At 65.8% G+C, this 12659-nt stretch carries 9 protein-coding genes and 2 pseudogenes; 1 reads left to right on the top strand and 10 read right to left on the bottom strand.

Going from position 1 to position 12659, the window contains the following annotated elements; genetic code table 11:
• The 5 genes and pseudogenes from BN9444_RS08945 to tkt all read right to left on the bottom strand — a co-directional run.
• A pseudogene (locus tag BN9444_RS08945) lies at positions 1-178 on the bottom strand (glucose-6-phosphate dehydrogenase assembly protein OpcA); the annotation flags it as partial.
• Positions 175-609 (bottom strand): glucose-6-phosphate dehydrogenase assembly protein OpcA, encoded by a 435-nt coding sequence (locus tag BN9444_RS13625; RefSeq protein WP_420888714.1) that lies wholly within the window; start codon positions 607-609, stop codon positions 175-177. The pseudogene BN9444_RS08945 and the gene BN9444_RS13625, both read right to left, overlap by 4 nt.
• A 28-nt stretch (positions 610-637) precedes the next feature.
• A pseudogene (gene zwf / locus BN9444_RS08940) lies at positions 638-2122 on the bottom strand (glucose-6-phosphate dehydrogenase); the annotation flags it as partial.
• Between the two features lie 198 nt (positions 2123-2320).
• Positions 2321-3406 carry a transaldolase gene (tal, locus tag BN9444_RS08935; RefSeq protein WP_066493226.1) on the bottom strand — a complete coding sequence of 362 codons (1086 nt, stop codon included), beginning with the start codon at positions 3404-3406 and terminating at the stop codon, positions 2321-2323.
• Positions 3407-3441: 35 nt separating this feature from the next.
• Positions 3442-5574 carry a transketolase gene (tkt, locus tag BN9444_RS08930; RefSeq protein WP_068801789.1) on the bottom strand — a complete coding sequence of 711 codons (2133 nt, stop codon included), beginning with the start codon at positions 5572-5574 and terminating at the stop codon, positions 3442-3444.
• 353 nt (positions 5575-5927) lie between these two features.
• Between tkt and BN9444_RS08925 the strand changes: the two genes are divergently transcribed.
• Entirely contained in the window at positions 5928-6872 is a 945-nt protein-coding gene (locus BN9444_RS08925; protein WP_066493320.1) for a heme o synthase, read from the top strand.
• Positions 6873-6968: 96 nt separating this feature from the next.
• Here BN9444_RS08925 and BN9444_RS08920 read toward each other — a convergent pair whose 3' ends face one another.
• From BN9444_RS08920 to mptB, 5 genes are all read right to left on the bottom strand, one after another.
• Positions 6969-7934, bottom strand: coding sequence for a quinone oxidoreductase family protein (locus BN9444_RS08920; RefSeq protein WP_066513344.1), 966 nt, complete (start codon positions 7932-7934; stop codon positions 6969-6971).
• 20 nt (positions 7935-7954) lie between these two features.
• Positions 7955-8890, bottom strand: coding sequence for a COX15/CtaA family protein (locus BN9444_RS08915; RefSeq protein WP_082750362.1), 936 nt, complete (start codon positions 8888-8890; stop codon positions 7955-7957).
• Positions 8891-9056: 166 nt separating this feature from the next.
• Positions 9057-9839: an ABC transporter permease gene (locus tag BN9444_RS08910; protein ID WP_068801788.1), complete on the bottom strand. Its 783-nt coding sequence runs from the start codon at positions 9837-9839 to the stop codon at positions 9057-9059.
• Positions 9840-9864: 25 nt separating this feature from the next.
• Positions 9865-10788 (bottom strand): ABC transporter ATP-binding protein, encoded by a 924-nt coding sequence (locus tag BN9444_RS08905; protein WP_068802183.1) that lies wholly within the window; start codon positions 10786-10788, stop codon positions 9865-9867.
• A 6-nt stretch (positions 10789-10794) separates the two neighbouring features.
• Positions 10795-12582 carry a polyprenol phosphomannose-dependent alpha 1,6 mannosyltransferase MptB gene (gene mptB, locus BN9444_RS08900; protein WP_066493239.1) on the bottom strand — a complete coding sequence of 596 codons (1788 nt, stop codon included), beginning with the start codon at positions 12580-12582 and terminating at the stop codon, positions 10795-10797.
• Positions 12583-12659: the final 77 nt, after the last annotated feature.

The raw sequence follows: 12659 nt of genomic DNA, 5'->3' as shown, positions 1-12659 counted from the left end.
AGGGGTGCTCGTGCGAGGCGTCGCGCACCGAGGCAAGAATCGCTTCGATATCGTCCGCGACATCAGCCACGACGATGAGCGTGAGCACGCGGCCCGTGGTGAGCGTGTAGTGCTCCTGGGCCTCGACGAGCTTCGAGGCAATTTCGCGGGTGCTCGTGTGCGGCAGCGGGATAATCATGCTGGAAGTAAACCCTTCTGGTCTGTGGAGAACGACTCGAGCTGGTGGTTAGGGGCGGCGCCAGGCGTGGCCACGGCGCGCGAGCATGCGGTCGGCCGAGCGCGGGCCCCACGTGCNACGGGCTCGTGCGGGTGGCGGTCAAGCGCGGAAGCGACGATGCCGCGCCAGAGGGTGAGCGAGGCCCACGTCATGTCCGAATCGCCGGGGGCGTAGCCGCGTGAGAGTTGCTGCAGGCGCAGGTAGACGGTCTCCACGTTGTACTCGGCGGCGCCAACGTTGGTGATGCGGCGCTGGGCGAGCGCGCCCACGGGATGGTGGGACGGGGCCTCGGGGAACTGGCTGGGCCACCAGGCGACGATGGGGGTATCGGGAAGCAGCAGCGGCGTGATGACGGCCTCGGCCTGGTCTGCCAGCGAGCCGTGGAGGCGCATGACGACCATCTCGGAGGCGCCGNGAGCGCGGGCCCCACGTGCCTGCGGGGTAGTCCTCCGGCTGTCCGGCCTCGGCCCAGTAGTTGAGGATGGGGTCGAGGATGGACCAGGACAGCTCGACCTCGGCGTTCGTGGGGAACAGCGAGGACTCATCGAGCAGGGCGTCGAGGATGAGGCGCTCATAGGCTTCGGGGGATTCCTCCGTGAAGGCCTCGGCGTAGGCGAAGTCCATGTTGACGTCACGGACCTCCATCGTGGAGCCGGGGACCTTGGAACCGAAACGCATGGTCACGCCCTCGTCCGGCTGGACACGGATGACGACGGCGTTTTGGCCGAGGGCCTCGGTTTGGCCTTCGCCGAAGGGCTGGTAGGGCGCGTGCTTGAACACGAGGGCGATCTCGGTGACGCGGCGGCCCAGGCGCTTGCCCGTGCGCAGGTAGAACGGCACGCCGGCCCAGCGGCGGGAGTTCACCGAGAGCGTGCACGCGGCATAGGTCTCCGTGGAGGAGTGTGGGTCGAAGCCCTCTTCCTCGCGCAGGCCTTGGACATACTCGGAGCCTTGCCAACCGGCGGCGTATTGGCCGCGGGCGGTCGTCTTATTGAGCGGGTACTCGGGCTTCGTGGCGCGCAGAACCTTGATCTTCTCGGCCTGAAGCGCGGCGGGCTCGAAGGAAGAGGGCTCTTCCATGGCGACGAGCGCGAGCAATTGGAGGAGATGGTTCTGGATGACGTCGCGGGCGGCGCCGATGCCGTCGTAGTAGCCTGCACGGCCGCCCAAGCCGATGTCCTCGGCCATGGTGATCTGGACGTGGTCGATGTAGTGGGCGTTCCACATCGGCTCGAAGATCTGGTTGGCGAAACGCAGGGCCAGGATGTTTTGCACCGTTTCCTTGCCGAGATAGTGGTCGATACGGAAGACCGAGGACTCGGGGAAGACGGCGTTGACGATGGCGTTGAGTTTGCGTGCCGACTCTTGATCGTGGCCGAAGGGCTTTTCGATGATGACGCGGCGCCAGGCGTCCGTGCCCTCGGCGGGCGTGGCCATGCCGACGCGCTGCATCTGGTGGCAGATTGTGGAGAAGAAGTCCGGCGGGACCGACAGGTAATAGGCCCAGTTGCTGCCGGTACCGCGGGCGACGTCGAGCTCGGCAAGGCGGTCGCGGAGGAGATCGAAGCCGGCGTCGTCGAAGCTACCAGTGACGAATTCGATACCTTCGGCCAAGTGCGTCCACACGTTTTCGCTGAAGGTGGTGCGTGCGCCCTTTTCTACGGCGCCGCGCACGTAGTCGCAGAAATCCTGCTTCGACCACTGGCGGCGGCCGAAGCCCACGAGCGTGAAACCAGCAGGAAGCAGGCCGCGGTTCGCCAGGTCATAGATAGCGGGAAGGAGTTTCTTGTAGGCGAGGTCGCCGGTTACGCCGAAGATGACCATGCCGGAGGGGCCCGCAATGCGCGGTAGGCGCTTGTCGTTGGCGTCGCGCAGGGGATTGACCCAGGGTCGTGGGGCAGTCACGGGGCAGATGCTTCCTTTCACCACAGTGAGGGTGCCGCGAGGATCGCGGCAGCCACTAAGAACGACAGTTAGTCTAACCCCTCACGGCGCTCAAGAGGAACAGCGTGGGGCGCGCGGCGGCTCCACGGTGCCCACAACGTGAAAAGGCCGGCACCGCGGTGAGGCGGTGTCGGCCGTAAATAGCGCGCGTGGCGGCGACTAGAGGCGGGCGCTCATGGACTCGAGCAGCTCGTTCCAGGCGGCGACGAACTTCTCTACACCCTCACGTTCGAGGACGGCGAAAACATCGTCGAAATCGATGCCGACGGCAGCGAGCTTGTCGAAGGTCTCCTGGGCCGCGGCAGCGGTGCCGGTGAGTGTGTCACCGTGCAGGTTGCCCAAATCGAGAACGGCGTCGATGGTCTTTTCCGGCATAGTGTTGACCGTGTTGGGACCAGCGAGCTCGGAGACATAAAGCGTGGCGGGGTACTCCGGGTTCTTCACACCGGTCGACGCCCACAGCGGACGCTGGACGTTGGTGCCCTCCGGCAGATCCGTGGCGTTCGCAAACTCGTCGACGAAGAGGCCGTAAGCGAGGTGTGCGTTCGCCACGCCGGCGAGGCCGCGCAGTGCGAGTGCTTCTTCAGAGCCGATCGCCTCGAGGCGCTTGTCGACCTCGGTGTCGACGCGGGAGACGAAGAAGGAGGCCACGGAGTGGATGGTGCGCACGTCAACGCCAGCCTCGGCGGCGCGGCGGATGCCCTCCTTGAACGCGGCGATGACCTGGCGGTAGCGCGCCACGGAGAAGATCAGCGTGACGTTGACCGACATGCCCTCGGCCAGCGCGTCCGAGATGGCCGGCAAGGAGCCGTCCGTCGCCGGGATCTTGATCATGAGGTTGGGGCGGTCGACCTTGGCCCACAGCTCGCGGGCCTGGGCGATGGTCGCGGCGGCATCGTCAGAAATGCGCGGGTCGACCTCGATGGACACGCGGCCGTCCTTGTGACCAGAGGCCTCGTAAATGGGCGCGAAGACGTCGCACGCAGCGCGGACGTCGTCGATGGCGAGCGAGTAGACGGCCTCGTCCACGGACGCGCCTTCCGCCTTGAGCTTGGCGATGTCCTCGTCATAGGCCGTGCCCTGGCCCATCGCCGCAGCGAAGATGGCCGGGTTGGTAGTCACGCCGACGATGGACTTCGTGTCGATGATCTCCTGCAGGTTGCCTGACTGGAGGCGATCTCGGGAGAGGTCATCGAGCCACGTGGAGGTGCCCAGGGTGTGCAGCGTGTCAATGTAGTTGCTCATACTCAACAAAACTCCTTTGCGCGTAGGTGCAAAATTTAGGCCTTGGCTGCGGCGGCCAGGGACTCCTGGGCGGCCGTAACGACGGCATCGGCAGTAAAGCCGAACTTCTCGAAGAGTTCCTCGGCCGGGGCGGAAGCGCCGAAGTGCTCGAGGGAGACGTTGCGGCCGAAGGCGCCGGTGTACTTGAACCACGGCATGGCGACGGCGGCCTCGATGGAGACGCGGGCGCGAACGGCGGACGGGAGGACGGACTCGCGGTAGGCCTCGTCCTGCTCGTCGAACCACTCGAGGCACGGCGCGGAGACGACGCGGGTGGCGGTGCCGGCCTCCTCGAGGGTCTGTGCGGCCTCGACGGCGAGCTGCACCTCGGAGCCGGTGGCGATGAGGATGACGTCCGGGGTCTCCTTGGAGCCCTCCACCAAGACATAGGCGCCGCGGCGGACGCCGTCGTGAGCCTTCTCTGCGGTGCCCTCAAGCACCGGCAGGCCCTGGCGAGAGAGCGCGAGACCCTTCGGAGCGGCCTTGTACTCGAACGCGGCGGCCCAGGCCTGGGCGGTCTCGTTCGCGTCGGCCGGGCGGATGACGGAGAGGTTCGGGATGGCGCGCAGGGCAGCGAGGGTCTCGACCGGCTGGTGGGTCGGGCCGTCCTCGCCGAGGCCGATGGAGTCGTGCGTCCACACGTAGTAGGTATCCGTGGACATGAGCGCGCCCAGGCGGACGGCGGGGTACATGTACTCGGAGAAGATGAGGAACGTGCCGCCGTAGACGCGAGTATTGCCGTGCAGGGCGATGCCATTCATGATGGCGGACATGCCGTGCTCACGAATGCCGAAGTGGAGGTTGCGGCCGGTAGGCGACGCGGTCCATGTAGTGGTCGTGATGGAGTCCGGACCGAAGGAATCCGCGCCCTTGATGACCGTGTTGTTAGAGCCAGCGAGGTCGGCGGAGCCGCCCCACATCTCCGGAACCTTGGCAGCGAGCGCCTGGATGGCGGCCTCGGAGGCCTTGCGGGTGGCGAGCTTTTCACCGGCCTGCCACACGGGCAGCTCCGCGTCGAAGTCGGCCGGCAGCTCACGGGCGGTCATGCGGTCGAAGAGCGCCTTGTTGTCTGGGTTGGCCGTAGCCCACGCGTCGAACTTCTTCTGCCACTCGGCGTGGGTGGCGGCGCCGCGCTCGGTGAGCTTACGCGTGTGCGCGAGGACCTCGTCCTCGATGAAGAAGGACTGCTCGGGATCGAAGCCGAGGACATCCTTGACAGCGGCGACCTCGTCGTCACCCAGGGCAGCGCCGTGGACGCCACCGGTGTTCATCTTGTTCGGGGCCGGGTAGCCGATGACGGTCTTTACGCGAATGAAAGACGGACGTTCGGACTCCGCCTGGGCGTTCTTCACGGCCTCGAGGATGGCCACGACGTCCTCACCGGACTCGACGGTCTGGACGTGCCAACCGTAGGCCTCGTAGCGGGCCGCGGTGTCTTCCTGGAAGGCGACGTTGGTGTCGTCCTCGATAGAGATGTTGTTGTCGTCCCAGAAGACGATGAGGTTGCCCAGCTTCTGCGTGCCAGCCAGCGAGGAGGCCTCAGAGGTTACGCCCTCCTGGACATCGCCGTCGGAGCAGATGGTGTAGATGAAGTGGTCGAACGGGGACTCGCCGGCGGGAGCCTCCGGGTCGAATAGACCGCGCTCCTTGCGGGCGGCCATCGCCATACCCACAGACGACGCGAGGCCCTGGCCCAGCGGGCCCGTGGTGATTTCGACGCCCTTGGTGTGGTGGACCTCCGGGTGGCCCGGCGTGAGCGAGCCCCATGTGCGCAGTGCCCTAAGGTCGTCCATTTCGAGACCGAAGCCGCCGAGGAAGAGCTGAATGTACTGGGTGAGCGAGGAGTGCCCGACCGACAGCACGAAGCGGTCGCGGCCAGCCCACTCGGGGTCCTTCGGATCGTGGTTAAGGACACGCTGGTAGAGCGTGTACGCCAGGGGAGCCAGGGACATGGCGGTGCCGGGGTGGCCGGAGCCGCAGTTCTGGACGGCATCGGCAGCGAGCACGCGCACGGTGTCGATCGCCTTGGTGTCCAGATCGCTCCAGTCGGCGGGATAGTTGCGGACCGTCTTGGCTTCCAGCTCTGGGGTCAGCGCTGGGGCGGTGGAATTCGAGGGGGACGTCGACATAAGAGTCTTTAAACCTCACTCACTCTTCTCGTATACATATCTATTAACTGACCCCTTTTAGTGTAGACGGCCACGCCGCTTACCCCCACCAATAATTCCTCCGCACGCCAGATTCGGGATCTCTGCCCACTTACCGGTAGTCTGTGGGGTGCTGTTGGCGCACCTTTCGCGCTGCGCGCTGGCCGACCTGCGGAGGCAACCTGTAGAAAATCAGCGCGCGGACCACGGGAACTTTTGAATAAGTACATGCGACTACTTAGAATGCGCGCCTTGTGGGGCTGCGCACCTTCCCGCCGGGGTACAGGCCGCGGCGCTGGATACACATGCGAATTGGAAAGCTGGAGGGCTATCCCTTGGAGACAATCAAGGCCTATATTGCGCTGACGAAGCCGAGGATCATCGAGCTCCTTCTCGTCGCCGCCATCCCGGCCATGCTCCAGGCGCAGCGCGGCGTCGACGCCGTAGCCGACAACCTGTGGCTCATCGTGTCCACCATCTTCGGCGGCTGGATGGGCGCGGCCGCCGCGCACACCTTTAACAACGTGCTTGAGTTCGAGCTCGACCAGAAGATGCAGCGCACCCGCGCACGTCCCCTAGTCCGCCACACCGTGACGCGCCGCAACGCCGCCATCTTCGCGTGGATCATGCTGGCGCTGTCCGTGCTGTGGCTGGGCGTGCTCGCTCACTCGTGGCTCGCGGCCTTCTTCGTCATCCTCACGAACTTTTTCTATGCCATCGTGTACACGAAGTTTTTGAAGATGCGCAACAGCCAGAACATCGTGTGGGGCGGCCTCGCCGGCTGCATGCCCGCCATGGTCGGTTGGGCCGTCATCCGCGATAACGCGCCCGACGCCGAGCCCGACCGCTGGTGGCAGGCCATCGTGCTCTTCCTCATCATCTTTTTCTGGACCCCGCCGCACACGTGGGCCTTGGCCATGAAGTACCGCGAGGACTACAAGGCGGCGGGCGTGCCGATGCTCCCCGTGGTCGCCCCCGAGGTCGTCGTCACCCGCCAAATCATCTGGTATACGATTGGCACGCTCATCGTGTCCTTCCTCATCATTCCGGCGGCAAGCTGGATTTACCTGGTCGCTTCGATTCTCTCGGGCGCGGTCTTCCTGTGGATGGCCGTGCGCCTGCACCAAGGCGTGAAGAAGGGCGAGAAGGTCAAGCCCATGCGCTTGTTCATCTACTCGAACAATTACCTGTCCGTGCTCTTCATTGGCTTGTCCATCGACGCCGTGGTGGGCTGGGAGCCCATCGGCCGCATGCTCGGCTGGTCGGCGGTGCTCTTCTAGGGGCTTCCGCACAAAAAAGGGATCCGCAGAGGGTATCGAGCGAGTATTGGAACTGGCTAGAACCCGTCTGGCGGATCCCTTCTGGGTTGTCGATGCTTAGTCGTGGACGCGCAGGACGATGGAGCCGGTGGTCTTGCGGTCCTGGAGGTCGCGGTGCGCCTGGGCTGCGTCCTTGAGTGGGTAGCTCGCTGCGACTCGGAACGAGAGGTGACCGTCGGCGACCGCTTGGACGACGGCCTGGGCGCGCATCTGGAACTCACCTTCCTGGGACGTCCACGCGCCGATGGACGGGCGGGTGAGGAAGATAGAGCCGTGCGTGTTGAGCACCTGCGGGTCGACCGGCGGGACGGGGCCAGATGCAGCGCCGAAGAGACAGACCGTGCCGCGAGGGCGAACGACCTCGAGGGATTCCTGGAAGGTGTCCTTACCCACGCCGTCGTAGACAACGTCGACGCCGCGGCCGCCGTTGAAGCGGCGGACTTCCTCGGCCAGGCCCTCGGAGTAGCGGAAGACATGGTCGGCGCCAGCGTCGTAGGACAGCTGCTCCTTCTCGTCGGAGGAGACGACCGTGTAGACGGTCGCGCCGAGCGTCTTGGCCATCTGGGTGGCGATGAGGCCTACGCCGCCGGCGCCGGCGGTGATGAGGCAGGACGCGCCCTCACCGAGCTGGTAGACGCCGTGCGTGAGGTAGTGTGCCGTGATGCCCTGGAGGAGCATGGAGGCTGCAACCTCGTCGGAGAAATCATCGGGCACGGCGACGAGGCGGTTGCGGTCGACGCAGACCTGCTCCGCGTAGGAGCCGAAGGACTGGTCCCAGGCCACCTTGGTGCCCTCGGCAATCTCGCCGCGCGGGTCTTTGAGCACACGGCCGGTGCCCTCAAACCCGGGGACGAAGGGGGTCTTCGCGTGATAAATGCCCTCGCGATAGTAGGTGTCGATATAGTTAACGCCCGCCACGTCCACGGCGACCAAGACCTGATCGTCGGTGGGAGTGGGGGCGTTGACCTCGACGTACTCGAGGACTTCTGGGCCGCCGGGGCGGGAAACCTGAATAGCAAACATGCTACTTAGGCTACCGAACCCTAGACACGTGCCGCTAGAGATTCGCGGCGCAGGGCATACTTTTCGTCACCGCGCGGTGAGCCGGTGATGAGATCCAGCGTGCCGTAGGAGCGGATCATGCCGTTCGACCACAGCAGTGCGGTAAAGGCAGTGACCACAGACGACATGGCGATGTGGACGGGGACGGTCCACCGCGGAATGCCGAGGCGGAACTGAATGACGCCGATGGCCCACTGAATCACAATCGCCAGGATGAGCACCAGGCCCGCCTTCTTCGCCACCTGCGGTGCGCGGTGGCGGTAGAGCATGATGACGGTGACCACGGTGAGAATGAGGTAGATGTACATGCAGAACGCGTGCGTGAGTGCCATCCACTCGGTGTCGACCTCGAGGCGGCCTTCCATGCCCACGCCGTCGTCGCCGGAGTGGACGCCCGAGCCGGTGACCATCGTGCCCGTGATGAGGACGACGGACAGTGCAACGGTGGCCACGACGGCCAGCGAGCGGATGAACTGCGGGAAGGTGTGCTCCGGGGTGCCGTCATCCGGCTGGAGGATACGGTTGTAGAGCATCGCGGCGAGCCAGACGAGGACCATGGACGGCAGGAAGTGGAGCGCCACGGCCCACCAACGCAGGTCGAGGTGGACGGAGATGCCACCGATGATCGCTTGCAGCACGATACCGGCTACGTTGAGCCAGGCGTAGACCTTGAGCTCGGTGCGGCGGCAGGCCATGTACATGGCGATGACAGCGGCGGCAGCGGCCGCGGCGTCGACGAAGGTGAGGAGGCGGTTGCCGAACTCGATGGCCTGGTGAATGGCAGGCGCCGCGCCCTGCACGGGCACGAGAGAGCCTTGTTGGCAATTGGGCCACGTATCGCAGCCCAGGCCGGATCCGGTGACGCGGACGATGGAACCGCTCACTGTGATCCCGCCCTGGCACAGCAGCAGGATCATCGCGATAACGCGCTGCTGGTGCAAGGTGGGCACGGCCTCGCGGAAGAAGAGACGAATACGTTCAGAGATGTTCACGATTCTTGAGGTTACCTTTCTTCACGGAACTTCCCGTAACAATTAGGGCCGTACCGGACCTATTCAAGATAAAAGTCACATTCAGCAGGTTTTAGCCGTCGAACCGGAACCATTTCACCGCGATAGCCGACGCGGCGACCGCCCAACCCACGAGGACGAGGATCTGGAAGAGTGGAATCTCGCCGCGGAAGGCGTCAGTGAGCCCGCCGGCGAGTGCCACCGTGGGCACGAGCGTGAATACGCCGTTGTGGCCCAGGCCCGTAGAGTACATGGCCCAGCCCACGACGCCGAGCAGCAGGAACCAGACGAGGTTGGCGAGAGCGAGGACGAACTCGCTCGACATCGTGCCGCCTAGGATGAGGCCGAGCGCGGTAAACGCCGCGACGCCGAAGACGAGCGTGACGGCCGCGAGCAGCACGCCGCCCGGTGAGGTGCGAAAGCCCACGAGATAAGCCGTCAGGCCCAGCACGACCACTTGGACAAGGACCATCGAGGCCACGCCGATGATCTTGCCGCCGATGATGGCCCACGCGGGCACGCCCGAGGCGCCGGTGCGCTTGAGCGCGCCGTAGCGGCGGTCGAAGGCGAGCGAGATGGCCTGGCCCGTAAAGCCCGCCGAGGTCGCCGCGACGGCGAGGACCATGGGGAAGAGCTCGTCGAGTCCGTTGGCCTGGGCGCTGCCGGGCAGCGAGACAGCGTCGCCGAGACGCGCGCCGCCGATGAGCAGCATGATGGGGATGACGATGCTGAGCAGCTGTTGCTCACCGTGGCGCAGCAAGAGTTTCGACTCGATGGCGCCCTGCGCCTTGAGGATGGCGCCCACGCCGGCGCGCTGGGGCGCTGGCGTGAAGGTGCCGGGTTGATATGTCGTCATGGTGTCTCCAAAACTTGAACGTGAGTTAGCTGCGCAGTTCGCGGCCGGTGAGTTCGAGGAAGACGTCCTCGAGCGTTGCGTGTGCCGCGTCGAGGCGGCGCAGGAGCACGCCCTGGTCGGCGAGTGCGGCGGTGAGGGCGGCGATGGTGGCAGGAGTGGGGGCATCGGCAAGCGCGTAGTGCAAGGGGCGCTGCGCGACGGCCTTGACTGGAAGTGCGGCGAGGTCAACCTCGCAATCGGTCTCAAAGGTGAGCTGCGCGCCGCGGTTGTCGTCCATGAGCTCCGCGGGGGTACCCTCAGCGACCTTGCGGCCATGGTCGATGATGATGACGCGGTCCGCGAGGGCCTCGGCCTCGTCCATGAGGTGGGTGGTGAGTACGACGGTCACGCCGTCGCGCTTGAGAGCGCGAATGAGTTCCCACACCGCGAGGCGCGACTGCGCGTCCATGCCGGCGGTGGGCTCGTCGAGAAAGACGAGCTCGGGGCGGCCGATGAGCGCGAGCGCGAGTGAGAGGCGCTGCTGCTGGCCGCCGGAGAGGCGCCGGTAGGTATTCTTCGCCACGCCTTCGAGCCCGAGAACCTCGATGAGCCAGTCTGGGTCAAGCGGGTTGCGGGAGTAGCGCGCGGTAAGTTCAAGCATCTCGCGGACGCGAATGCCGGAGTAGGAGCCGCCGCCTTGAAGCATGATGCCGATGCGCTCGCGGACGCCGTCCGGATTCGTCGCTGGGTCAAGGCCCAGCACGCGGATGGAGCCCGAGGTGGGGGCGGCAAAGCCCTCGCACATTTCGATGGTCGTCGTCTTGCCGGCGCCATTGGGACCGAGGAAGCACAGCAGCTCGCCGCGGCTCACGTGGAAGCTCAGGCCGTCGACGGCGCGGGTGGCGCCGAAAGCCTTGACCACAGAGTCGACGACGAGCGCTGCCTCGTGTCCGTCAAAAGTTGTATTCACGGACACTCAGTCTAAGTCATGAAGCCCCGCGCGACGCAAAAGAAGCGCCCATGTCCCAGCAACAACCGCGAAGGCGCCCAGCGCTGCAAGGTAGATGACGAGCACCGTGCCCGGCGGCAGGCCCAAGCCGCGGGGCAGCACGAAGAAGCTCATGGGCACCGAATACGCCACGACGATGGTGCGAAAGAAATGGCGGTTTGCCCACGCTGCCAGGGGAAAGACAGCCCACAGGATGTACCAGGGGTGCACGACGGGAAAGAGTGCGACGAGGACGGCGGTGGCCACGCCAAGGCCGCCCACGGGATGGATGGCGCCGCGGTACGTGGCCCAGAGCATGCGGAGCATAAACGCGCCAGCGAGCAACACGCCGGCCGCGCGCGTGACAGACAGGATGGCGTCCGTGTGGTCGCCCAGGCCCAGGAGCATGCCCAGGAAGCCGGTGATGACGCCGATGTCCGTGGAGATGGAAATCCAGGAACGAATGGTCGCAGCGCCACCTTGACCGGTGACCCAGCCGAGGCCGATCCCCGTGATGGCCGAGACCGCGAGAATGGATGCAGCCAGGGTCACGACCTGGACCGCGACCGCGGTCGCGAGTGCCCGGGCCGTCGAGTAGCCGCGGCGCAGGGCGAGGCAGCGCGCAAGCGCCATGCCCGTAAAACCGAGCCCAATAAAACCGGTGACCTTGACCATGCCCGCGCAGCTTATGAGCACGCCCGAGGCGATAAGCCAGCCCAGCCAGCGCCAGTCACCCAGGCGGCCCAGCTTATCGATGCCCCGTAACGCCAGCTCGACGCCTACGAGGACGAGGCCCAAGAGGATGGACTCGTTGTGGATGCCGCCCACGAGATGGAGGATGGCGAGCGGATTGAGGACGCCGAGCCAGAGGGCGGCGGCGGGGGAGACGCGGCAGCGGCGGGCGAGGCGTCCCGTGGCCCAGCCCGCGGCGACGATGCCTGCAAGCGAGAGGAGGCGGTGCGCGATGACCCCGGCCATAATCGAGTCGTGGGTGAGTACGCTGATGGCAGCCGCGAGCCCGAGCGAGACCGGCCCATAGGGCGAGGGAGAGTTGGCCCAGATGAAGGGCACAGAGCGCGCGAGCCGGTTATCCGCGCCCAGGATCTCCACCGGACCGCCTGCGTATGGGTCGAGCCCCTGGTGAACGATGGACCCGTTGGCGAGGTACGAGTAAATGTCCTGTGTAAACAACGGTGCAGTGAAAATGAGCGGGACGACCCAGCCGGCCCACGTGCGCCACATCTGACCTTCGGTGACGAGCCGTTGTACACGGCGCGGCGTGGCGGGACGCACGAGGTACCAACCCCGCGGGTCCTTCTCGCTCGCGCGCCAGCGGTAGCGCGGCAGATGGATCCGGTGGCCTACAAACGGCGCCATGCCTACCCATGCCACGACGAGCAGGCCGATCCCGACGAAGACGAGCGCCGAGGAACTCTGCAACAGCCGCGACATGAGCGCGCCCGAGGGCACGTTATCGTACGGATTGCCCACCACGGGCAAAGCGCCGGCACCCAGGCCGCCGAATGCAATGAGCAGGGAGCCTGCCGTACCCATCCAGCGCAGCGCAAAGAAGCGGCGCAGCTGATTGATGGTGGAGCGCTCCGTCACGGGGGCATCGACAGGCAGGAGGTCGAAGCGCGCGTCAGACTCGGTTCCGGTGGCGCCGTCTGCATGGAGCAGCGCCGAACGCGAGCCCGGGGCGCCGAGGCGCGGAAGAGCGTCGCGCAGGGCCGACGTATCCGTCGTGCTCGCGTGGTCCGCGTTGTTCTCCTTCACCCGCCCTACTTTAGCGGGCAGGCCGACTTGGGCCCGAATACCGGTCGACACGGGGAATGGGGGCACCAACGACACGC

The organism is Corynebacterium phoceense (genome assembly GCF_900092335.1).
GTDB lineage: Bacteria > Actinomycetota > Actinomycetes > Mycobacteriales > Mycobacteriaceae > Corynebacterium > Corynebacterium phoceense.
Note: the sequence above shows the minus strand (reverse complement) of the source record. Positions and strands in the feature narration are given on the sequence as shown.